The following is a 23,507-nucleotide window of genomic DNA, read 5'->3' as shown; positions in this document are numbered from 1 at the left end:
ACAGCGCGGTCGCTCCCCGGCCCAGCGCGTCCTCGACCAGTTCCTCCAGATCCGCGCGGCCCCGCTCGCTGGCGAGTGGGCCGATGTCGGTGGACCCGGGCGCGGAAGCCCCCCGTACGGAACGGGCGCTGCAGCAGCCCGGGCCGGATCGCCTGTGCCAGGGCGGCCGCGATCATGCCCTGGTCCAGGGCCAGGACGAAGTCGCTCACCCGGCCCGTGGAGACATTGACGGAGTCACGGAAGCCGTAGCCGTCGTGGTACGCGCCGAAGTCCCGGTCCAGCGCGCGCAGGTTGGCGACCGCCTCGCGGGGCGCGTACGGCAGGGCGAGGAAGGAGGCGTGCGGCGTGACCACTCCGTTGGTGAACGCGGACGGCGGCGGCAGCGGCGCGCCGTCCGTGGTGTATGTCCGGTCGGTGTTGGAGGCGTACCCGTCGACCTGCATGCCGATCGCGTCGACCCCGTACTCCTGGTATCCGCCCTCGGGAATGTTGGCGGGGGAGAAGCCCCAGTAGCCGTACGCCGCCTCCTCCAGGCCGTGTTCGATCTGGCCGCGGACGTACCGGTGGTGGGTGAGGCCCCAGGACCGGGGCGACCACTCCGGCTCCGGGACGAAGAGCGGCACCATCAGCGCCTCGAACATCGAACCGCCCCAGGTCGGAACGAGCGCGCGGCCGCGGTGGGTGTAGTGCCCCTGCCAGACGCGGACCCCGTCCATGACCTCGTACCGGCCCCCCGGGCGCTGCTCCTGCTCGTGTTCCGGGAGCATGGTGCGCAGCATGTGCCAGTAGTGGTCGGAGGGCAGTGAACCGTCCGCGATGCCGAGGTAACTCGCCATGCGGGGCTCGGTGTTGAGGGCCCCGTAGTGGTGTCCCGTCGGCTCCCCGGTGTCAGTCCAGAAGCCGCCGCGCAGCTGCCCCGGTCCGGCGACCGGGTCGGCGGGGTCGTACGGGGTGTAGTAGTACGACCAGTCGGCCGTGGCGAGCAGGCGGGCGATCCGGGGGCGCAGCGCGGGCGCGGCGTCGGCGGCGATGCGCAGCCCGGTGATCAGCCAGGCGTTGTCGACGGAGGAGAGGAAGGGGCGGACCGGGGCGCCCGTCTCCGGCCACTTGGTCAGCACCGAACCGTCGTGCGCGTCGTACCAGTTGAGCCAGAAGCCGTGGTGGCGCTCCAGCTTTTCGACGGCGCCCACGGTGCGTGCCAGGCGGCGCTCCATGGTCCGGTCGTCGATCACGCCGAGGCCGGCGGCGGCGACGGTCGACCAGAGGCCGCAGCCGATGTTGGTCGGCGAGGTCTGGCGGGAGAGTACGGGGCCGCCCGCGGCGCTGAGGTCGATCTTGTCGACGGCGAGACCGAGGTCGGTGGTCATCGCCTCGATGGAGCGGTGGGTGTCGCGGAACCAGCGCAGCAGAGGCGGAGCGGCGGAGTCCCGCGCGGCGGAGGGCGCGGAGGCCGCGGCGAGTGCGGAGGGGGCGGAGGCGGCGCCGAGGGAGAGCGCGGCGGCTCCGCTCCCCGCGGCGGTGAGAAACGTGCGACGGTCCATGACGATCCAGCTCCCGGTGACAGAAGGGGACGGGGGAAGTTCCGTGACGTACGCGGTGCGGTTCAGGGGGTCGAGCGGTGTACGGGGCCCGGTGCCGGTCAGGTGACGCCGGGCCCCGTGCGGTCGGGTGGCGGTCGGGCGGCGCCGGGTCCCGTACGGGCGGGCGGCGGTCGGGCGGCGCCGGGTCCCGTAGGGGCGTGACCGTACGGGCGGCTCCCGGCGGGTCGGGTGGCGCCCGGCAGGTGGGACGGTGGAGGCGTCAGTCGGCCAGGCGGGGGAGTGTGCGGGTGCGGCCCATGGCGCCCAGCCAGGTGGCGGACGGCTTGGGCCGCCGCTCGAAGGTCTCCGGGTCCCAGCCGATCAGGCCGAACGCGGGCTTGTACGAGCCCCACTCGTAGTTGTCCAGCGCGCTCCAGGCGAGGTATCCCTCCACGCGCAGCCCGTCCTGGAGCGCGGCGGCGACCTCGTTCAGCGCGCCGGTGTAGTAGTCGATCCGGCGCTGGTCGTCGTCGGTCGCGATGCCGTTCTCGGTGACGATCAGCGGCATGCCGGGGCCGGCGACCTCGGCGGTGTGGCGCAGCGCGTGGCCCACCGCCTCGGGGTAGTACTCCCACTGCGTGAGGGTGCGCTCGACGCCGTCGGCGGTGGGGATCGGGCCGTCGGGGCCGATCCGGGTCCGGGTGTAGGACTGCACACCGATCCAGTCGTCGCCGCGGGCGGCCTCGATGAAGACGTCCTCGCGGGGGTGCCGGTAGGCCGCCGTGACCGCTTCGGCGCCGGGCAGCGCCTGGTAGACCTGGTTGGCGACGGTCCAGCCGACCCGGATGTCCGGGTTGATGGCGCGGACCTCCTTGACGGCCGCGTGGTGCGCGGCGATCACAGCGTGGGTGGTCTCCTCGTCCGGGGTCGGCAGCCCGGCCGGCGGGAAGCCGATCTCGCCGCGCCGGGCCTGGCCCGCCATGACGGCGATCATGTTGGGCTCGTTGATGGTGCAGACGTGGCCGACGCCCTCCGAGATGACCGGGGCGCAGGCCGCGACGTACCGGGCGAAGAGTTCGGTGGCGCCCTCGGAGGTGAAGCCGCCGCGCTCCTCGAACCACTGCGGCACGGTGAAGTGGTGCAGGGTGACCATCGGGCGCAGGCCGCGTTCGACGGCGCCCTCGACCATGCGGCGGTAGTGGGCGAGTTCGGCGCGCGAGAACCGGCCCTCCGCGGGCTCGATACGCGCCCACTCGATGGAGAAGCGGTAGTCGGTGAAGCCCAGCCCGGCCAGTACGTCCATGTCCTCGCGCCAGCGGTGGTAGCTGTCACAGGCGTCCAGGCTGGGCTCCTGGATGTGGGTGCCCGCGGTGTGTTCCTTGACCCACCAGTCGCTGTTGGTGTTGTTGCCCTCGATCTGGTGGGCGGCCGTGGAGGCGCCCCACAGGAAGCCTTCGGGGAACGGGACGTGGGTGTGCGTCATCACGAGATGTCTTTCCGGTACGTGGAGGGTGGGGAAGGCGGAGCGGTCGGAGGGGTGCGGCCGGCGGGGCGCCGCCACGCGGGGGTTACTTCATGCCCGCCGTGGCGATGCCCTGCGTGAAGTGCCGCTGGAGGGCGATGAACACCACCAGGACGGGCAGCACGATCAGGAAGGAGCCGGCCATGAGCATGCCGTTCGAACCTCCGGCCTGGTTGGGGTCGGTGGCGAACGTGGCCAGGGCGACCGGCAGGGTGTACTTGTCGGGGTCGTTGGTGGCGATGAGCGGCCAGACGAAGTTGTTCCAGGACCCCAGGAACGTGAAGATGGAGAGCGTCGCCAGGGCGGGCTTCACCAGGGGCATCACGATCCGCCAGAAGATGTACCACTCACCGGCGCCGTCCATCCGGGCCGCTTCCAGCAGCTCGTCCGGGATCGACTGCATGAACTGCCGCATCAGGAAGACCCCGAAGGCTCCGGCGGCGAACGGCAGCACCAGACCGGCGTACGAGTCGATCAGGCCCATCCTGCTCATCAGCACGAAGAGCGGGAGCAGCATCAGGTTGCCGGGCACCATCAGGGCGCCGAGCACCAGTCCGAAGATCTTGTCGCGGCCGGCGAAGTTCAGCTTGGCCAGGGCGTACCCGAGCATCGAGCAGAACACCAGGTTCGACACGGTCACGAGGACCGCCACGATCAGCGAGTTCATGAAGTGGAGCGGCAGATCGAGCTTGTCGAGCAGGTCCCGGAAGTTGTCCAGGGTCCACTCGGCCGGGATCCACACCGTCGGACTGGCGGTCAGCTCACCGGGTGTCTTGAAGGCGGACAGAGCCATCCACAGGAACGGCGCCGACATGACGAGCAGGCCGAGCGCGAGCGGCGCGTGGACGAGGATCCACCGGCCCGCGGACCGGGGGCGACGGCCGGAGGACCGGTCCCGCCGGTCCGCACGGCCCGGCCGGGGAGGCCCGGGCTGCCGCGTCGGCGCCGTCACCGCGCCGCCCGGTGTACTGGAGGCGCTCATTTCGTGTTGTCCTTCAGCAGTCGGAGCTGCAGCACCGTGATGGCCATGATCACTACGAAGAGGACATACGCCATGGCGCTCGCATAACCCATGTGGAAGAAGTTGAAGCCCTCGCGGTACATGTTCAGCGACACGGTGAGGGTGGAGTCCGAGGGCCCGCCCTGCGTCATCACGAACGGCTCCTCGAACACGTTGAGGTAGCCGATGGTGGTGATGACCGTGGCGTAGAGCAGCGTGGGGCGCAGCAGCGGAACAGTGATCCGCCGGAACTCCTGCCAGACCCCGGCGCCGTCCAGCCGCGCCGCCTCGCGTACCTCGGTGGGGACGGCCTGGAGCCCGGCGATGAGGAGCACCATGACCGTGCCCAGATTGCGCCAGACCGCCATCGCGATCAGCGAGGGCATGGCCAGGGCCTCCGAGCCGAGGAAGTCCGGTGCGGTGAGCCCCACTTCGGAGAAGAGGCCCGCCACGAGCCCGTCGCTCGGATCGAGCACGAACCGCCAGACCACGGCGACCGCGACGATGGTGGTGACCACCGGGGCGTAGAAGCCGACGCGGAAGAAGGTGCGTGCCCGGTCGATGCCGTTGTTCAGCAGGACCGCGACGACCAGTCCGAGCAGGACCGTCAGCGGGACGCCGACGACGACGAAGTACGCCGTGTTGAAGAGCGAGGTGAGGAACTTGTCGTCCTGGAAGAGCTTGACGTAGTTCCCGAAGCCGATGAACTCCGCGTCCAGCGGGCGCGTGACATTGCGCAGCCCGAAGTCGGTGAAGCTCATCGCCAGCGTGGCGAGGATCGGGACGGCCATGAAGACCAGGAAGAGCACCAGGAAGGGAGTGGAGAACAGCCAGCCGGCCACGTTCTGCACACCCATCGAGGGCTTCCGGCGCCTTCGCGGCCCCCCGGGCCCGCCGGCCGGGGCCGTGACGACGCCCGCACCGGCCCGCACCTGGGCCGTCCCTGCGGCCTTTCCGGTCGTGGTGCTCATGGCTCCTACTTCACGAGCCCTTCGATCTGGGACTGCGCGGTGCCCAGCGCGTCCTCGGCGGACGCCTTGCCCTGCGTCACCTTGGCGATGGCCTGGTCCACCTTGTCGGTGATCTCCGTCCACTCGGCCAGCGACGGGGATGCCTTGGCGGTGTCCATCTGCTTCTTGAAGACCTGGAGGTTCGCGTCACCGGCGAGGTCGCCGGAGGTCCAGGCGGCCGTGTTGGCCGGCAGGTCCTTGGTGCGCTCGTACCAGTCGGCCTGACCCTTGGTGTCGGTCAGGTACGTGATGAACCGGGTCGCCGCGGCCTTGTGCTCACTGTCCTTGGAGATCACCAGCGACGAGCCGCCGGCCATGGAGACGGAGGCCGCGTCGGCGGGCACGTTGGCCACCGCCCACTTGCCCGCGATCTGCGGCTGGCCCTCGTTCAGCAGGGTGACGTGCCAGGGGCCGCCGAAGAACATCGGGACCCGGCCGTTGCCGAAGTCCTTCACCACGTCGTAGCCGGGCTGCACGGACTTGTTCGACAGGCCCTTGTCGAAGTACGCGCCGTACTCCTTGAGCGCCTTGACGGCCTGGGGGCTGTCGATCACCACCTCGCCCTTGTCGTCGACGATCTCGCCGCCCGCCGAGTAGAGGAAGGAGTAGAAGTTCTGCACCGTGTCCAGGCCGCTGGGCTGGATGGACAGGCCCCACTTGGTCCCGGCCTTCTGCTGGTACGCGGTGGCCAGGTCGCGCATCTCCTGCCAGGTGGCCGGAGCCTTGCCGACCCCCGCCTTCTCGGCCAGGTCGGTGCGGTAGTAGAGGACGCGGGTGTCGACGTACCACGGCACGCCGTACGCCTGGCCGTCCACCTCGCCCTGCTGCCAGCCCGCGGGGAAGAAGTCCTTCTTGTCGAAGGTCTTGGTGTCGACCGGCTCCAGCACACCGAGTTCCGCGAACTCGCCCAGGTAGCTGCCTCCCATCTGGGCCACGTCCGGCAGGGTGCCCGCGGCGGCCGCGGAGACCAGCTTCTGGTGGGCGACGTCCCAGCCGACCGGAGTCACCTTGACGGTGATGTTCGGGTTGGCCTCGGTGTACTTCTCGGCCACATCCGTGAGCTTCTCGCCCTCGGCCCCCATGGCCCAGACGGTGATCGTCTGCTTCGCGTCCGCGGCGACGTCGCCGCCGCCCGAGCCGCCGCACGCGGTGATACCGAAGGTGAGGGCGACTGCGATACCGGCCGAAACGGTTCTGGCGGTGCGGGGCATGGAGGGCTCCTCCTTGAGCAATCCGGATGTATGCGCTGCCTGTAAGCGCATACATCACTCTGCGGCAGATGGCTGGAAATACGCAAGAGGATGGTGGGTCACACTCGTGCAACGTGCGGGACACCCCGCGGACACCGGTCACGCCGACGGGCGCGACGGTCACGGCGCGCACGCGCCGCGCACGGTACGTGCCGTCGGGGCACGGCATTCCGACGGCACGTACCGTGCGGACGGGCGGGCAGACGGATGTACGGAGGGACGTACGGAGGGGCGTACGGGCGGGCCTCCGGTGGCCCGTGAGGCGGTGCGGCCGGCCTCAGCCGCCGCAGCCGCAGCTCGCGCGCCGGACGACGGAGACCGGCAGCATCAGCGAGACCGGGGCGCGCTCGCTGTCGCCCAGCCGCTGCACCAGCAACTCCACGGCCTGCTCGCCGAGTTGGCGGATCGGCTGCCGTACGGTGGTCAGCGCCGGTTGTACGATCCGGCTCAACGGGATCCCGTCGAACCCGGTGACGGCGATGTCCTCGGGGACCCGCACGCCCCGTCCGTCCAGTGCGCGCAGCGCGCCCACCGCCATCTGGTCGTTGGCGAAGAGCATCGCCTCCGGCCGGTCGCCCGGCCGGTCGAGCAACTGCTCGGCGGCGCGCGCGCCCTCGGCCCGGGTCATCATCCCGGCCCGCAGGTCGGGCGCGTCCGGCACCGGCAGACCGGCCTCCCGGCACGCCTCCCGGAAGCCGGAGAACCGTGCCTCGGCGTCCGGGGAGTCGGCGTCGCCGCCGACGAACGCGAGCCGGCGCAGCCCGTGGTCCTCGATCAGATGGCGGGCGAGCGCGCGCTCGCCGTCGGCGTTGGCGACCACGACGTGGTCCAGGTGGTCGATCTCGCGGGGCCCGGCGAGCATCACGATCGGCAGCCGGTTCGAGATCACTTCGAGGTCCTCGGTCGGCACGGTCTGCGCGAGGACGGCGAAGCCGTCGACCCGCCCGGCGACCTTCGCGACCAGACTCTCGGGGCCGCCCTCCAGCGACGCGGAGATCAGCAGCGCGTACCCGTGCCGCCGGGCCGCCCGCTCCATGCCGCGGATGATCTGGTCGGAGTACAGCATCACCGCGTCGTCGGCGTCGCCCTCCGCCTCCGCGTCCGCCTCGGCATCGGGATCGGCGTAGTCCGGGAAGCAGAGGCCGAGCACACCGGTGGTGCGGCTGGCCAGGCCCCGGGCGCTCCCGCTGGGGACGTAGCCCAGCGCGCGGGCCGCTTCCAGGACCCGCTCACGCGTCTGCGCGCGGACCGATCCGGGGTTGCGGTAGACCCGCGAGACGGTGGCGATGGAGACGTCCGACCGCTCGGCGACGTCGTATACCGTGGGCGCGCTCACTCGACCGACCGTCCGCTTCTTCCGCCGTACCTGGGTACGCGCTGATGCCTGCCACCGAACCGCTATGAAAGCGCATTCATCCTAGATCGCCGGTCAGGCGCCGAGCAAGACCGCCCTCGCGCGGCGAGCGGGGCCGAAGGCCTCGGCGTGACATCCGGAACCCGCTCAGGGACGGGTCCGGTACGGGGCGGGCGGGGGCCGAGGCGGCAGGCTTCCGCGTCATACGTCCCGGCGTCTCATGACGAGCAGCGTGATGGCCACCGCCGCGGTGGCCCACGCGCCGTAGACGATCCACGCCGCGGTGATGGTCAGCGGTGAAGGTGGACGCGCGGGACCGGGCGCAGTTGGTCATCCTGGCCTACGAGGCGGGGCTGGTGACGCCGACGACGCGAGGGTGGGGGCCATGCCCGTGGCACCGTCCCCTCCTTGATCCGGAGTCACCTTGATCCGGAGGCACCCGGATCCGGAATCAGCCGTGCGCCGCGCCCTCGGTGCTCTCGCGCAGGACGAGGTGGTGCGCCACGACGCGGTCCTGCGGCGACAGGGGCGCGTGCGACGGCTCGTCCGCCGGGTCCCGTGGGCGGTTCGCCTCGTCGATGCGGTGCCGCAGCAGATGCACGGCGGCCGTGGCCACCGCTCCCTTGTCGGGGGCCACGGTGCTCAGGGTCGGTACGCTGTACTGCCCGCCCTCCACGTCGTCGAAGCCCATCACGGCGATGTCCTCGGGCACCCGTACCCCGTGCTCGTGCAGCGTCCGCAACGCCCCCAGGGCGAGCTGGTCGTTGAGGCACAGCAGCGCGTCGGGGTGCCCGTCGCCGCTCAGCGCCCGGGCCGCCGCCTCGGCCCCGTCCGGCATCCGGAAGGCCGCCACGGGGAGCAGCGCCGCCGGGTCGTAGGCGAGACCCGCCGCCGACAGGGCCGCCCGGTACCCGCGCGTGCGCGCCTCCGCCGTGCCCAGCCCCGCGCTGTCGCGGCCCCCGATGACGAGGATCTCGCGCCGCCCGCGGGCGATCAGGTGCTCGGTGGCCTCACGCGCGGCCCGTTCGTTGTCGATCGCCACGTGGTCGGCCCCCTCCTCCAGCAGCTCTCCCAGCAGGACGGTCGGTGGGGATCCCGCGTGTTCGCGCAGATCGTCGGAGGTCAGGGCGAGCGGGCTGAGGATGACGCCGTCGACGAAGTCGGAGCCGAACCCCGCGAGCGCCGCCAGCTCATGGCCCCGGTCCCCGCCGGACTGGTGGACCAGCACGGTCAGCGAGGACTGCTCGGCCGCGCGGATGACGTGCCGGGCCAGTTCGGCGAAGTACGGGACGTCCAGTTCCGGCACGACCAGGGCGATGATCCCGCTGCGCCCGGTGCGCAGATGGCGGCCTGCCAGGTTTACCCGGTAGCCGAGATGGTCGATGGCCTCACGGACCACGCGCCGGGTCCGGTCCGACACATGGACGTAGTCGTTGATGACGTTCGAGACGGTCTTCTCGGACACGCCCGCGTGCCGTGCGACGTCCTTGATCCTGGGTCGTGCCACCACGTCTTCCCCCTGCTCTCGTGCACCGCCGAGTCTATGCCGTACGGGTCAGGAAGGGCGCGCGGACCCTGGTGGGAGCCCCGGCGCGGTCCGGCGGGCCCGTCGTGCAACGGGCAGTGCCACAGCTCTTTACAGCCGTTGTACATCGATGTAAAAACATGGCACCGCACCGGTGGCCGCCGTCAACGGCGCAGCCGACCGGCTGTCGAAAGGTCCGCGATGACTTCTTCTTCCCCACCCGCCCCGGGGCCCCGGCCCGCGTTCACGCCCCCGACGCCGCCGGGCGGCCCGAGCCGCCGGGGGCTCCTGCGCTACGGCCTGGCCGGGGCCGGCGCCGCGCTGCTCGGCTCCGCCGCGCTGACCGGCTGCGCCTCACCCGCCGCCTCGGCGGACGCCTCGGCCCTGCGCGTCTGGGACCTCTTCCAGGGCGGGGACGGCATGCTGATGGACGACATGATCAAGGCCGTGTCCTCCGCCCGCGACGGCTTCACCGTCGACCGCACCATCCTGGACTGGGGGCCGTCCTACTACACCAAGCTCGCCATGTCGGCCGCCGGAGGCCGCGCCTCCGACGTGGCCGTGCTCCACCTCTCGCGGCTGGCCGGATACGCCCCAGGCGGTCTGCTGGACCCCTTCGACCTGGATCTGCTCGCCGAATTCGGCTGCGGCGAGGCCGACTTCACCCCGGCCGTCTGGAAGCGCACACAGCACGAGGAAACCGTCTACGCGGTCCCGCTGGACATCCACCCCTTCATCGTCTTCTACGACCGCGACGCTGCCGACCGGGCCGGACTCCTCGACCCCTCGGGCGAACTCGCCCCGATGGGTTCCCCCGAGGCGCTGCTGGACGCGGGGAAGGCGCTCGCCGAGGCCACCGGCGGTTCGGGCATTCTCTTCGGCCATGTCACCGACACCACGCAGTGCTGGCGGCAGTTCGCGGCCTTCTACGCCCAGACGGGCGCCGAGTTCACCCTGCCCGAGGGCGGCCCGCCCGAGATCGACGTGGACGCCGCCGTGCGGGTCGTCTCGTTCATGCAGCGGCTCTTCGACGGCAGGACCAACCCCAACGACCTCGACTACTACGGTGCGATGGCCGCGTTCCTCGACCGCCGCGGCGGTATGGCCATGCTCGGCGAGTGGGAGCTGCCGACCCTGCGGAAGTCCGGGATCCCGCTGGGCGCCGCGCCCTTCCCGCAGGTCTTCGAACGGCCCGCCGTCTACACCGACTCCCACAGCTTCGTCCTGCCGCGCCAGGCCGACCCCGACCCCGCGCGGCGGCGCGAGGCGCACCGGTACGTGGCGCAGATGGTCAAGGAGAGCCTCACCTGGGCGAGCGCCGGGCACATCCCCGCGTACCAGCCCGTACTGGCCCGACCCGCATACGCGAAGCTCACACCCCAGTCGTCGTACGCGGACGCCGGCGAGGTGGCGGTGCTCGATCCGCCGAACTGGTTCGCCGGAGCCGCCTCCAACTTCCAGAACCGCATGTGCCAGCCGCTCCAGTCGGCGCTGCTCCGCAACACCTCGGCCGAGAAGGCCGTACGGCAGATGGTCCGCGAGGCGGACACGCTGCTCCGGCAGCCCAACCCGGTGGCCTGACCGCAGCACAAGGAGCTACAGACGTGACCACCACCGCACCCACCGGTGCCGCCGTGCCCACCGGCACGCCGCCCCCGTCCACCGCCCCGCGCGGCCGCCTTCGCCTCCGCCTCCGCGACAAGGGGGCCACCGGCCGGAACAACGGCCTGCTCTTCGTCCTCCCCTTCCTGGTGCTCTTTCTCCTCTTCCTGGTCTGGCCCGTCGTCCATGGCCTGTGGACGAGCCTCACCGACAGCTCGCTCGCGCTGCGCGACACGTCCTTCGTCGGATTGGCCAACTACGCCGAGGCGTTCGGTGACCCGGACGTCTGGAGCAGCCTGGGCAACACGGTCTTCTTCACCCTCATCTCGTGCGTCCCCCTGGTGCTGGTCGCCCTCGCGATGGCGCTGCTGGTGCACAGCGGGCTGGCCGGACAGTGGGCGTGGCGCCTCGCGTTCTTCGCGCCGTACCTCCTGCCCGTCACCGTGGTGACCCTCATCTGGACCTGGCTCTACCAGCCGGACATCGGCTTCGCCAACCAACTGCTCGGCGCCCTCGGCCTGGAGCCCGTCGGCTGGCTCTCCGACGAGGCGGTCGCCATGTGGTCCATCGCCGCCCTGACCGTCTGGTGGACGGTCGGCTTCAACTTCCTGCTCTACCTGGCCGCCCTCCAGGGACTGCCGGAGACCCTCGACGAGGCCGCCGCGCTCGACGGCGCGGGCGCCTGGCGCCGGCTGTGGTCCATCACCCTGCCCCAACTGCGAAGGACCACCGTGATGGTGGGCATGCTCCAGATCCTGGCCTCGCTCAAGGTCTTCGACCAGATCTACATCATGACCAACGGCGGCCCCAACGGCTCCACCCGCCCCATCCTGGAGTACATCTACGACGTCGGGTTCAGCGGCTACCGGCTGGGCTACGCCTCGGCCGTCTCCTATGTCTTCTTCGCGCTGGTGATCGTCATATCCCTCGCGCAGCTCCGCTTCTTCCGCCAGGAGGACTGACCGTGTCCGCTACCGCAACTCCCGTGCGCCCGCGGCGCCGCGCACCCCGCGAGGCCGGCGGCTCGCCGATGCTCCTCGGCCCGGGGCGGCTGCCGCGCGCCCTGGCCGGAACCGCGCTGGCCGCGCTGGCGGCCGTCTGGCTGCTGCCGCTCCTGTGGGCCGTCGCCACCTCCCTCCAGAGCGAACAGGACGTGTCGACGCCGGGCCTGTCCCCGTTCAAGGGCGCCCTCACCCTGGAGTCCTACCGGCAGATCCTGAGCCGCGGAAACGTACTGACCTGGGCCTTCAACAGCTTCCTCGTGGCCGGTCTGGTCACGCTGATCACCGTGGCCGTCTCCACGCTCGCCGCGTACGGGTTCGCCCGCGGCACGTTCCGCGGACGCCGGGTCCTGCTGGCCGTCACCGTCGCCGCCATCATGGTGCCGCCGCAGCTGCTCGTCGTCCCCCTCTTCGAGCAGATGCTGCTGTTCAACCTGGTGGACACGTACGCGGCGATCGTGCTGCCCCAAGTGGTGGCGCCGATGATGGTGTTCATCCTCAAACGGTTCTTCGAGGCCCTGCCCCGGGAGCTGGAGGACGCGGCCCGGATCGACGGCGCGTCCGAGGCGCGGGTCTTCTTCTCGGTCGTGCTGCCGCTCTCCCGGCCCATCGTGGCCGCCGTCGCGATCTTCGTCTTCATCGGCGCCTGGAACAACTTCATGTGGCCGTTCATCGTGACCAACGACCCCGGCCTCATGACCCTGCCGGTGGGGCTGGCCACGGTCAAGGACTCCTTCGGCATCGTGTATTCCCAGTCCATGGCCTCCGCGCTGCTCGCCTCGCTTCCCCTGATCGTCGTGTTCCTCCTCTTCCAGCGGCGCATCGTCAGATCGGTGGCCACCACGGGTCTCGGCGGCGCCTGACCCCGTCTCCCGGCAGCGGTTCCCGATCCCGGTCCCGGCCCCGGCCTCGATCCCCGGCCCGGGCCTCCGGGGGCGCCGCCTCCTCCCTCCTCGTCCCGATGCGTCAAGGGCGACTTCCCGGGACATGTTTACAACGATGTATAACCATGGGTCCGGTCACCGCGCCGCCCGCCCTCACACCGACTGGAGCACGTGTGCCCACTCCCTCCGTACCGCGCCCGGAGTACCCGCGACCGCAGTTCGTCCGTGACGACTGGCTCAACCTCAACGGCACCTGGCAGTTCGAGACCGACCGGGGGGACAGCGGTCTGGAGCGGGGCCTTCTGGACCGTGCCCTGACCGGTGAGATCCTCGTCCCCTTCCCGCCGGAGTCGGAGCTGTCCGGCATCGGTGACACCGACTTCCTGGAGGCCGTCTGGTACCGGCGGGTGCTCACCCTGCCCTCCGAGTGGGCCGGACGCCGGGTGCTGCTGCACTTCGGCGCCGTCGACCACGACACCACTGTGTGGGCCAACGGCACCGAAGTGGCCCGTCACCGCGGTGGGTTCACCCCGTTCACCGCCGACCTCGGTGACGTGGCCGGCCCCGGCGACGAGGTCACCCTCACCGTCCGCGCCCGCGACCCGAGGTCCGGTCCGCAGGCCCGCGGCAAGCAGGCCGTCCAGTACGCCAACCACGACTGCAACTACACCCGGGTCACCGGCATCTGGCAGACCGTGTGGCTGGAGCCGGTCCCCGACCTTCATCTGCGACGTCCCCGGATCACGCCCGATCTGGCCGGATCGGCCTTCCACCTGGAACTGCCCCTCTCCGGCAACCGTCCCGGGTACCGGGCGCGCGCCGTGCTCTCCGACGCCGCCGGCGAGGTCTGCCGCGCGGAGGTCCGCGCCGACCTCGACCTCGCGCCGCGCCTGCACCTCCCGGTCCCCGAGGAGCGCCGGCGCGAGTGGGGTCCGCGGGACCCGCACCTGTACGACCTGCGCATCGAACTCCTCGACGCGTCGGGCCGGGTGACCGACAGCGCGGCGAGCTACGCCGGTCTCCGTGCCGTCGGCATCCAGGGAAAGGCCGTCACCCTCAACGGGCGCCCCGTCTTCCAGCGGCTGGTGCTCGACCAGGGCTGGTACCCGGACGGTCTGATGACCGCGCCGACCGACGAGGCCCTGATCCATGACATCGAGATCGCCATGGCGGCCGGCTTCAACGGCGCGCGCCTGCACCAGAAGGTCTTCGAGGAGCGCTTCCTCCACCACGCGGACCGTCTCGGCTACCTGGTCTGGGGGGAGTTCGGCGACTGGGGCTGCGAGACCGGCGGCTCGTCGGGCGACAACCAGCGGCCGGACGCCTCGTACACCGCCCAGTGGCTCGAAGCGCTGGAACGCGACTACTCGCACCCCTCGATCATCGGATGGTGCCCGCTGAACGAGACGTACCAGAAGCTGCACGACCGCATCACTCAACTCGACGCCGTGACCCGGGCGATGTACCTGGCCACCAAGGCGATGGACACGACCAGGCCGGTCGTCGACGCTTCCGGATACGCCCACCGCGTCACCGAGACCGACATCTACGACTCCCACAGCTACGAACAGGACCCGGCGGCGTTCCGGCGCCAGATGTCCGGCCTGGCCAAGGACGAACCATTCGTCAACGCCTACGAGAACGGCGCCGCGTACTCCGTGCCGTACCGCGGCCAGCCCTACTTCGTCAGCGAGTTCGGCGGGATCTGGTGGGACCCGGCCGCTGCCGCCGCCGAGTCCGGCGAGGACCGGACGGAGTCCTGGGGATACGGCGAACGGGTGTGTGACGAGGAGGAGTTCCACGCGCGGTTCGCCGGGCTCACGGGCGTCCTGCTCGACGACCCCGCCATGTTCGGCTACTGCTACACCCAGCTCACCGACGTCTTCCAGGAACGCAACGGCGTCTACCGCTTCGACCGCGGCACCAAGCTGGACATCGAGCGGATCCGCGCCGCGCAGACCCGTCCCGCCGCCATCGAGGAGGGCGACCCGCGGTAGGCGGGAGCCCCGGGGGCCCGGACCCGCACGGCGGGACCCGGGCCCCCGGGGCGTGGGCCCCGACGGACCCGGTATACATCGATGTACAGCGGTGACGCGGACCGCGTCTCGCCCCCGCTCGGCGTCGGCGCTCATGTCCTTCCCGGTGTCCACCCTCCCACCACTCGCTTCGGTGTCAAATGGCAGGTGAAACGCCACGTCACAGCGGGAGCCGCACACCGGGAGCGGGCGGGCGGTGTTTGTCGGCGCTGCCTCCGGGCACGTGACCTGTGACCGGTACGACCCGATTTTTCGCCCTCCGGAGCCGGACGCGAGCGCCACGATCGGGAGGGCCTTCCGGCACGCTACGGAAGGAGCGACATGAACAGCGAACAACTCACCGAACTGGCCCAGCAGTTGCGGGTCGACTCGGTGCGCGTCGCCGATGCGGCGGGCTCCGGACACCCCACCTCCTCGATGTCCGCGGCGGATCTCATGGCGGCCCTGCTCGCCAACCACCTGCACTACGACTTCGACCACCCCGAGCACCCGGGCAACGACCGGCTGATCTTCTCCAAGGGCCACGCGTCGCCGCTGCTCTACTCCATGTACCTGGCGGCGGGCGCGATCGACGAGGAGGAGTTCCTCACCTACCGGACCCTGGGCAGCCGGCTCGAAGGCCACCCCACCCCGCGGCTCCCCTGGGTCGACGTCGCCACCGGCTCCCTGGGCCAGGGGCTGCCCGTCGGCGTCGGCATGGCGCTCGCCGGACAGCGGCTCCGCCACACCCCCTACCACGTGTGGGTACTCTCCGGCGACAGCGAGATGGCCGAGGGCTCCGTGTGGGAGGCCGTCGAACACGCCGGGGACCAGCACCTCGACTCCGTCACCCTCGTCCTCGACGTCAACCGGCTGGGACAGCGGGGACCCACCCGCCACCAGCGGGACCTGGACGCGTACGGCCGCAGGCTGCGCGCGTTCGGCTGGCACACCGTCGAGATCGACGGCCACGACATGGACGCCGTGGACGCCGCCTTCAACGAGGCGAAGTCCACCCCGCGCCAGCCGACCGCCATCATCGCGGGCACCCGCAAGGGGCGCGGCGTGCACTCCGTAGAGGACCGCGAGGGCATGCACGGCAAGCCGCTGCCGGACGCCAGGAGCGCGATCGAGGAGCTGGGCGGGCGCCGCTCCGTCCGGGTGCCGGTGGCCCGGCCCACCGCGCCGGACAGGGCCGCCCGCACCGCGCCGCGGACCGGACCCGTGCAGCTGCCGCGCTACGCCGTGGGCGACGAGGTCGCCACCCGGGACGCGTACGGCAGGGCGCTCGCCGCCCTCGGAACGGCCCGCGAGGACGTCGTCGCCCTCGACGGCGAGGTGAGCGACTCCACCCGCGTGGAGTTCTTCGCCAAGGAGCACCCCGAGCGGTTCTTCGAGTGCTACATCGCCGAACAGCAGCTCGTGGGGGCCGCCGTCGGCATGCAGGCACTGGGCCTCGCGCCGTACGCCTCCACCTTCGCCGCCTTCCTCACCCGCGCGCACGACTTCCTCCGCATGGCGGCCGTCAGCCGGGCCTCGATCACCGTCGTGGGCTCCCACGCCGGCGTGGCGATCGGACAGGACGGCCCCTCCCAGATGGGCCTGGAGGACCTCGCCATGTTCCGCGCCGTGCACGGCAGTACGGTGCTCCACCCCTGCGACGCCAACCAGACGGCGCGGCTGGTGGAAGCCACGTACGGACTGTCCGGCGTCCGCTATCTGCGCACGCTCCGGGGAAAGACACCGGTCGTCTACGGACCGGACGAGCAGTTCCCCATCGGCGGCAGCAGGACACTGCGCCGTTCCGACGGGGACCGCGTGACACTGATCGGCGCCGGCACCACCGTCCACGAGTGCCTCGCGGCGGCGGACGCCCTCGCCGGTGAGGGCATCCCCGTCCGCGTCATCGACCTCTACTCGGTCAAGCCCGCGGACGAGGCGGCCCTCCAGGCGGCGGCGGACGACACGGGCTGTCTGATCACGGTGGAGGACCATCACCCGGAGGGCGGGATCGGGGACGCGGTGGCCGAGGTGTTCTCGGACGGCCGCCCCGCGCCGAGGCGCCTCGTACGCCTGGCGGTCGGGAACCTGCCCGGATCCGCGACGGCCGGGGAGCAGCTGAGCTCCGCGGGGATCGACGCGGAGTCGGTGGCCGCGACGGTGCGGCTGCTGTCGGAAAAGGTCATGGTCTGACCCTGTTTCGCGGCGAGCCACGGGGTACTCGAACCGGTGTCCAGGAATGGGAGCGGAGGAGAGAGGACCCCATGAGCGCGCTGCCGAGCACGGCACAACAGGACACCGGCCAGGACGGGGACACCTGGGCTTGGCTGCGGCACGCGGCCTGCGCCGACGCCGACCCGGAGCTGTTCTTCCCCGTGGGGGAGTCCGGGCCCGCCGTCGAGCAGGTGGAACGTGCCAAGCAGGTGTGCCACACCTGTCCGGTGGAGAGCCAGTGCCTCGCGTGGGCGCTGAACACCGAGCGCACCACCGGGGTGTGGGGCGGTACGGACGAGGCGGAGCGCAGGCGGCTGCGCCGTCGCGCCGACCGGCGCCGGAGCCCGCGGAGCCGACCGGTGCGCGGGGAGTCACGGGCCCGCGGCCCCCGGCCGAACTCGCCGTCCTGAGACGGCGGTCACCGCCAGCGGCGGTGGCCGTCCCAGGACGGGAGCCGGCCGGAAGGGACGGCACGCCACGGCAGGCCGTGACGGTCCCGCTATTCCCCGGACGGCGCCGGCAGGGTGACTCCCAGGGCGACCGGGGTGCCGAAGTTGGGTGTGCCGTCGGCGTTCCACGTGAACTTCTGTGCCCTGGTGGAGCGGTTCATGTCGCAGCCTCCGCCCGCGGAGCTGTTGGCGTGGTACACCATCCAGTCCTCGGTCCCGTCGGGCGACTTGAAGAAGCCGTTGTGACCGGGGCCGTACACACCGTTGGCGTTGGACCGCTGGAAGACCGGGTTCGGTGACTTGACCCAGGAGGACGAGTTGAGCGGGTCACCACCGTTGTAGGTCAGCATCCCCAGCTTGTAGTCGGGTGTCGAACAGTGACTGGCGGAGTAGACGATGAACGTTCTGCCGCCCCGCTGGAGGACCTCCGCGCCCTCGTTGACCGCGCCGCCCACCGTCTCCCAGCCGTAGGTCGGCGTGGAGAGCACCCGGCGGGTGCCGCTCGCCGTCCACGGGTTCGACAGCGGCCGGATGAACATCGGCTGCGAGCCGTTGTAGAAGGTGCCCAGGAGGTAGAGCTTGCCGTCGAGTTGCAGGATGCCCGGGTCCAGCTCCCAGGTGTTGTCCTGGGTCGGGTCGAGCAGGTCGGCCTTGAAGCTGTAGGGCCCCATCGGGTCGAGCCCGGCGCTCTCCAGCACATGGATCCGCTGGGTGCCCAGGTCGTACGGCTCCCGCCCGGCCGTGTAGTAGAAGTACCACCGCTTTCCGTTGGGGCCGTCGAGCAGATGGAACTCCGGCGCCCACATGGTGCCGGCGCCGTTGGGTCGGGTGAGGTTGAAGACCACCTGCTCGGTGGCGGTGGCGAGACCCGCCAGGGTGCTCGCCTTGCGCATGGTGACAGTCGAGTTCCAGGTCGTGGTGGCGAGGTAGTAGTACCCGTCGTAGTACGTGAGCCAGGGGTCGGGCCCGCGCTGGGCGAGCGGGTTGGTGAAGGTACGCGTGCCCGTACCGCCCCCGGGGAAGCCGGGCAGTCGCCACACCCTGCCGTTCGCGGTGGCGCACGGCAACTGCACGAGGCCGGTGTTGGAGGCCGACGCGCCGCCGCTCGGGGTGACACACTTGCCCGAGCTGACGGAGACCAGGTTGAAGGTCCGGTCGGTGCCGCCCACCGCCACCGGCACGAGGCGCCACTGCTGGTTCGCCGCGCCGTGGCAGGGCCACTGGATGACCGCGCCGTTGTCGGCGGTGGACGCGCCGGAGACATCGGCGCACTGGCCGGACGGCGTGCTGATCGTGTACGTGTCGGCCGTCCCGGCGACCGGGGTGAAGCCGAAGTTCTGGCCGGCTCCGGCACCGCAGGTGAACGCGCGCAACTGCGTGCCGTTGGCTGTCGAACCGCCGGGCAGGTCCAGGCAGTTGCCGCCATTCTGGTTCACCCCGGTCGAGGTGAAGGCGGTGGCGGCGGTGGCGGCGGAGACGGGTGGCGCCACCAGGAAGGCGACCACCCCGGTGAGTACGGCCACAAGCACGGAGAGACATCTGGAGCGGGTCACTGGTGCACATCCTTCATCGGTCGGTCAGGGCCCGTACACCTTCGCTTCGAGGAGTCCGACGGAGTTCGTGCCGTTGGCGGTGAGCACCACCCGTAGTCGTGTGGTGTCGATGGCGGTGAACGTGACGGTGTTGTACTGGTTCCTGGCCAGTGGATAGCCGCTCGCACCGGGCACGTCGGCGTAGGCGCCGCCGTTCCAGTACTGCAGCTTCCACGAGGCGGGCATGTCGATGCCCTGGTCGTCGTCGAAGAAGTACACCTCGGCCTTGCCGACGGTTCTGGCCGACGGCCAGGTCAGCTCGGCCCACTGCTCCCCGGTCTCCGGCCAGGTTCCCCAGCGCGGGTTCACACTGTCGTCGGACGACGGCGGGTCGATCCCGTCGTTGACGGCGGCGACGCTCTCCCACGGGGAGGTGTACGAGGCCGACGCCGTCGCGGACGCCGCCAGGTTGGCCGGCGGCTGGACCCCGCCCCTGTTGTGGACCTTGACCTCGGTGAGGCCCGTCCTGGCCCCGGAGGCGTGGGTGGCCAGGACCCGGACGCGCTGGGCGCTGATCGCCGGGAACCGCACCAGGTTGTAGTTGGCCCGCGGCGCGGCCGGACTCCTGGTCTGGCCGGGCACCGTCACCCAGGAACTGCCGTCGTAGTACTGGACGGTGTAGGCGGACGGGGCCCGGTAGACGGTGCTCGCCGGGCGGCTGTCCTTGAAGTACAGGCGCACCTCGTCGAGGGTGCGCGCGGCGCCGAAGTTCAGCTCGTACCAGTCCTGGCTGTTGGGGGAGGAGCCCGCGCCCCAGAACGGCTCGTTGGTGGGATACCCGTCGACCGCGCCGGAGACATTGCTCCCGGACCCGGTGTACGAGGCGGAGACGCTCGCCCCGGAGGCCAGGTTGGGCAGATCCGCGGTCAGGTCGACGCCGGCCTTGGCGAGCATGTCGACCATCCGGGGACTGTTCTGCACCACCTGGTTGGGGGCCTTGAGCCCGGGGACGGACGTGTGGTGGGTGACCGTGCCGCTCGTGGTGACGTCACCGGTGGCCGGGTCCCAGGTGAGGGGCACCAGGGAGCTGACGGTGGCGACCCGGTTGCCGTTGACGAAGATCGAGTAACCCTCCGGGATGCCGGGGTAGCGCACCACACCGTCGGCCGGGTCGTCCCAGACGACGGAGAGGTCGGCGCCCCGGTAGCGGAGGTTGTTGACGGTGAAGTGACTCCAGCCGATGTCGATCGGGGAGAGTTCGACCTTGGCGTCGTTGCGCGGCCGCAGTCCGGCCACGTCCTCGATCACGGTCCAGTTGCTGCTGCCGAGGATGTTGTGGTGGATCCAGGAGCGGTAGTCGATCCCGGTGCCGTTCCAGTCGGCCCAGAACTCGTTGGCGTCGGGCCACTGGGTGTTGCCGCCGACGTACTGCGCCCAGGTGTTCCAGTAGAGCAGCTTCTTGTAGTCGGTCGCGTTCATCCAGGAGTTGGGGTAGTTGCGCAGCACGGAGGAGTACAGCCGGAACTGCACGGTGGAGTTGATGGTCGAGAAGTTGTTGGAGCCCGGGCTGCCGGCGTCCGCCGCCGCCTTCTTGTCAGCCTGGTTGGCCGTGTAGAAGGGGAAGACGGGGTACTGGGCCGGGTCGTCGTAGAGGCGCAGGGCCTGCCGGTACGTCGCGGTGTTGGGGACGGCGCCGACCGAGAACGGGTAGTAGTTGTTGATCTCCTTCCAGGGCACCCACTCGTTGGTCGACTTGAGCCGGTGCTCGAACAGCTGCCGGTTCGGGTTCCACAGCACGTTGACGATGGCGTCCTTGATCTGCCCCGCCAGCGTGCGCATCTCGTTGGCCTTGGCGGTGTTGCCGGTCGCCTCGTACGCCTGCGCGGCGGCGAGCGCGCCGCTGTACTGGTAGGCGGACTCCGCGCGGTCCATGTTCCCGGGCTTCCAGTGGAAGGAGACCGCGTCGGCGTCGTTGCCGGTCAGTGCGCCCCAGTCGTACTCGATCAGCTTGTTGTTGTCGTGGTCGTAGTAGGCGAGCTGGCCCTTGACGTCGCCCTCCGCGTACCGGGCGAGGCTGCCGGCGATCGCGGGCTGGCCGCCGTGGATCTGGTAGCTCTTCCACGCAGCCTCGGCGATGTACTGGGTGTAGCTGTTGGACCAGTTCTCCGGGTCGCCCGGGTTGTCGAGGAAGCGGCCGCCCTTGGACGTCTGGCCGACGCTGAGCCAGTCCCCGTACGCGTAGGCCGGGTTGCGCAGATACTTGAGATCGTCGATGTGCATGGGCTGGGTGAGCGCGATCGCGTTGTTGTAGCCGAGGACGCCTTCCGTCGAGGTGGGGAACTGGAAGGTCTGCCCCGGGATGTCCGCGTCCAGATTGTTGAAGCGCATCAGCCACCAGCGGTAGTAGATGTTCTTCTTGATCGCGGGCTCCGGCACGTCGATGTAGGGCACGTTCTGCGCCCACCACAGGTTGTACGCCCGGACGTGGGTGGCGAACGCGGTGGCGTTGGAGTAGCCCGCGTAGGCGGTGTACTCGGTGAGCGACTCGGGGATCTCGTCGGTGACGAAGCCCATCACCACCTTGGCGGTGACGGTGGCCCCGGCCGCGATCGTCACGGAGCGGTTCAGGCCGCCGCCGGAGGCGGTGAAACCGTCGCCGGTGAGCCGCGGGCGGATCGTGGTCAGGTTGTTGTAGGCGTTGACCTGCCCGGTCAGCTCACCGCCGGTGCCCGTGGTGGCGTACGGGGAGACGGCCCGCAACTGCAGTGTGGTGGCGGCGCTGCCGTTGTTCCTGATCGACAGGTTGGTCACGGCGACGTTGTTGTCGGTGATGAACTTCGTCTGGTCGACCGAGACCGAGCCGCTGGTGTGCACACTCTTCCAGTGGCTGGGCGTCTGCCGGCGCTGGGAGATCTGCTCGGTGAAGGTGCCGGGGGTGATCGCGACGCTGTAGGCGTTCTGGTTGCCGATGCCCTCCCAGTACGCGACGTTCCCCCCGAAGCCGAGTACGGCGGGGTTGTGGGTCTTCATGAAGAGCGCGCGCCCGCGGCTCATCAGCCAGGGACCGGCCGGGTCGTCGCCCGAGCGGGCCAGCAGCCGGTCCATCCAGAAGTCGGTTCCCGAGCTCTCCGCGTCGTACATGGCCCGCATCATGTCGCCGGGCGTGTGGGCGACGGGCGGGGCCGGGATCGCGGGCCCGTTGAAGGTGGGGAATCCGATCGTCTGCGCCGCGATGGCCGGGGGCGCGGTGACGACGGAACAGACACTGAGCACCAGTGCGACGAGGAAACCCCTCGTGCGCAGGCGTCGTGCCCGGTGGACGTGCGGTCTTCTCATCGGATGCTCCGTGTCCAGTTGACAACAAGCATGTGCTCGCGATGGCGCCGGCGTTCCTGACCCGAGGAGTGCGGAAAACGTACCTGAAAGGTTTTCGCAACGTAGGAGCGAGCTGATGGCGTGTCAAGGGAGGCGGCGGAGTACCGGTACGGCGAACCGCGCCGTTCAGGACAACGGCGCCGTCGACCCCCTGATCACCACCCGGCAGGGCAGGGCCTCGATCCCCGAGCGCCGGGCCCCGGAGATCGCGGTGAACAGGGCGTGCGCCGCGGCCCGGCCGACCTGTTCGAGGTTCATGTCGACGCTCGTCAGCGGCGGACGCGACGAGGCCGTCAGAACCTGCCAGTTGTCGAAGCCCATGACCGCCACCTCCTCCGGCACCCGCAGGCCGCGCTCGCGCAGCACGTCCATGACGCCGCGGGCGATCTGGTCGCTGCCGCACAGCACCGCGTCCACGTCGGGGTGCCGGTCGAGGAGCAGCGCGGTGGCCGCCCGCCCCCACCCCTCCGACCAGGCCCCGTACCGCGCCTCGCCCACCAGGGCGAGGCCGGCGCCGGCGAGCGCGGCCGCGGCCCCCTCGGCCCGGTCCCGCGCCGCGAGGTACCCGGGGTCGCCGGTGATGTGCGCGATCCGGGTACGGCCGCAGGCGAGCAGGTGCTCCACCGCGATCCGGCCGGCGTCCACGTTGTCGGGCACGATGGACAGGTCCGCCGGATCGTCCGAGGGCGCGTACGCGTGGACGACGGGCACGGGCAGCTCCCGGCCGAGCGACGGACGGGGGTCGGTCCTGCTGCCCACCACGATGAGGCCGTCGACCCGGCGCCCGAGCAGCGCGCGGACGTGGTGCTGCTCCCGGATCGCGTCGCCACGGGCGTCACAGAGGAAGACCGCGACCTCGCCCGCCCCGAAGGCGTCCTCGGCGCCCATGAGGATCGGGATGCTGAACCGGCCCTCCAGGTCGCTGGTGAGCAGGCCGACGGTGCCCGTCCGCCCGGCGAGCAGCCCGCGGGCCAGCTGGTTGGGCCGGAACGACAGCCGCTCCGCCGCCTCGATCACCCGCTGCCGCGTCTCGGCACGCACCTGACTGCGGCCGTTGAGCGCCTTGGACGCGGTGGCGACGGACACGCCTGCCAGCCGGGCGACATCGCTGAGCCGGGCCGGGTGGGAACGAGCGGGGCCGGTGGCCTGTGACATGGACGTTCTCCTGTTTTCGCGTCGCGTGGAGGAAACCGTACGCGAGAAGCTTTCGGCCCGGGTGGGTCCAGGGCGTATCCGTGGCTTTCGGGGGCGGCC

At 70.9% G+C, this 23,507-nt stretch carries 16 protein-coding genes; 6 read left to right on the top strand and 10 right to left on the bottom strand.

The window, feature by feature from the left end; all coding sequences use genetic code 11:
* The 7 genes from AB0P17_RS38215 to AB0P17_RS38185 form a co-directional block, all read right to left on the bottom strand.
* Positions 1-1,541, bottom strand: a 1,541-nt coding sequence (locus AB0P17_RS38215) for a glucoamylase family protein (RefSeq protein WP_365818764.1), incomplete at its 3' end; no start/stop codon positions are given.
* Between the two features lie 259 nt (positions 1,542-1,800).
* Complete coding sequence (locus AB0P17_RS38210; RefSeq protein ID WP_365818762.1) at positions 1,801-3,003, bottom strand: family 1 glycosylhydrolase; 1,203 nt, start codon at positions 3,001-3,003, stop codon at positions 1,801-1,803.
* A gap of 85 nt (positions 3,004-3,088) precedes the next feature.
* Positions 3,089-4,024, bottom strand: a complete 936-nt coding sequence (locus tag AB0P17_RS38205; protein ID WP_365818760.1) for a carbohydrate ABC transporter permease — start codon at positions 4,022-4,024, stop codon at positions 3,089-3,091.
* Entirely contained in the window at positions 4,021-5,013 is a 993-nt protein-coding gene (locus tag AB0P17_RS38200) for a sugar ABC transporter permease (RefSeq protein WP_365818758.1), read from the bottom strand. Before AB0P17_RS38200 ends, AB0P17_RS38205 begins: the two co-directional genes overlap by 4 nt.
* Positions 5,014-5,018: 5 nt before the next feature.
* Positions 5,019-6,263, bottom strand: a complete 1,245-nt coding sequence (locus AB0P17_RS38195; RefSeq protein WP_365818756.1) for a sugar ABC transporter substrate-binding protein — start codon at positions 6,261-6,263, stop codon at positions 5,019-5,021.
* Between the two features lie 316 nt (positions 6,264-6,579).
* Entirely contained in the window at positions 6,580-7,638 is a 1,059-nt protein-coding gene (locus tag AB0P17_RS38190) for a LacI family DNA-binding transcriptional regulator (protein ID WP_365818754.1), read from the bottom strand.
* A 469-nt stretch (positions 7,639-8,107) separates the two neighbouring features.
* A complete protein-coding gene (locus AB0P17_RS38185) occupies positions 8,108-9,163 on the bottom strand; it encodes a LacI family DNA-binding transcriptional regulator (protein WP_365818752.1) in 1,056 nt (351 codons plus the stop codon).
* Between the two features lie 219 nt (positions 9,164-9,382).
* Between AB0P17_RS38185 and AB0P17_RS38180 the strand changes: the two genes are divergently transcribed.
* From AB0P17_RS38180 to AB0P17_RS38155, 6 genes are all read left to right on the top strand, one after another.
* A complete protein-coding gene (locus tag AB0P17_RS38180) occupies positions 9,383-10,762 on the top strand; it encodes an extracellular solute-binding protein (protein ID WP_365818750.1) in 1,380 nt (459 codons plus the stop codon).
* 23 nt (positions 10,763-10,785) lie between these two features.
* On the top strand, positions 10,786-11,745 hold the full coding sequence (locus AB0P17_RS38175; protein WP_365818748.1) for a sugar ABC transporter permease: 960 nt from the start codon (positions 10,786-10,788) through the stop codon (positions 11,743-11,745).
* A 2-nt stretch (positions 11,746-11,747) separates the two neighbouring features.
* Positions 11,748-12,647, top strand: coding sequence for a carbohydrate ABC transporter permease (locus AB0P17_RS38170; RefSeq protein WP_365818746.1), 900 nt, complete (start codon positions 11,748-11,750; stop codon positions 12,645-12,647).
* A 194-nt stretch (positions 12,648-12,841) separates the two neighbouring features.
* Positions 12,842-14,665, top strand: a complete 1,824-nt coding sequence (locus AB0P17_RS38165) for a sugar-binding domain-containing protein (RefSeq protein ID WP_365818744.1) — start codon at positions 12,842-12,844, stop codon at positions 14,663-14,665.
* Between the two features lie 360 nt (positions 14,666-15,025).
* Positions 15,026-16,876 carry a transketolase gene (locus AB0P17_RS38160; protein WP_365818742.1) on the top strand — a complete coding sequence of 617 codons (1,851 nt, stop codon included), beginning with the start codon at positions 15,026-15,028 and terminating at the stop codon, positions 16,874-16,876.
* A gap of 71 nt (positions 16,877-16,947) precedes the next feature.
* The gene (locus tag AB0P17_RS38155) at positions 16,948-17,307 is read left to right on the top strand and encodes a WhiB family transcriptional regulator (RefSeq protein WP_365818740.1); all 360 of its coding nucleotides are present in this window, start codon (positions 16,948-16,950) and stop codon (positions 17,305-17,307) included.
* Positions 17,308-17,396: 89 nt separating this feature from the next.
* Here the strand turns inward: AB0P17_RS38155 and AB0P17_RS38150 are convergent, their stop codons facing one another.
* From AB0P17_RS38150 to AB0P17_RS38140, 3 genes are all read right to left on the bottom strand, one after another.
* Positions 17,397-18,899 carry a family 43 glycosylhydrolase gene (locus AB0P17_RS38150; protein ID WP_365818738.1) on the bottom strand — a complete coding sequence of 501 codons (1,503 nt, stop codon included), beginning with the start codon at positions 18,897-18,899 and terminating at the stop codon, positions 17,397-17,399.
* A gap of 24 nt (positions 18,900-18,923) precedes the next feature.
* The gene (locus tag AB0P17_RS38145; protein ID WP_365818736.1) at positions 18,924-22,214 is read right to left on the bottom strand and encodes a discoidin domain-containing protein; all 3,291 of its coding nucleotides are present in this window, start codon (positions 22,212-22,214) and stop codon (positions 18,924-18,926) included.
* Positions 22,215-22,379: 165 nt separating this feature from the next.
* On the bottom strand, positions 22,380-23,408 hold the full coding sequence (locus AB0P17_RS38140) for a LacI family DNA-binding transcriptional regulator (protein ID WP_365818734.1): 1,029 nt from the start codon (positions 23,406-23,408) through the stop codon (positions 22,380-22,382).
* Positions 23,409-23,507: the final 99 nt, after the last annotated feature.

The sequence above is a fragment of the Streptomyces sp. NPDC088124 genome (assembly GCF_040685895.1).
In the GTDB taxonomy this organism is placed as follows: Bacteria; Actinomycetota; Actinomycetes; order Streptomycetales; family Streptomycetaceae; genus Streptomyces.
The sequence above is the reverse complement of the archived record's forward strand: the minus strand, read 5'-3'. Positions and strand labels throughout refer to the sequence as shown.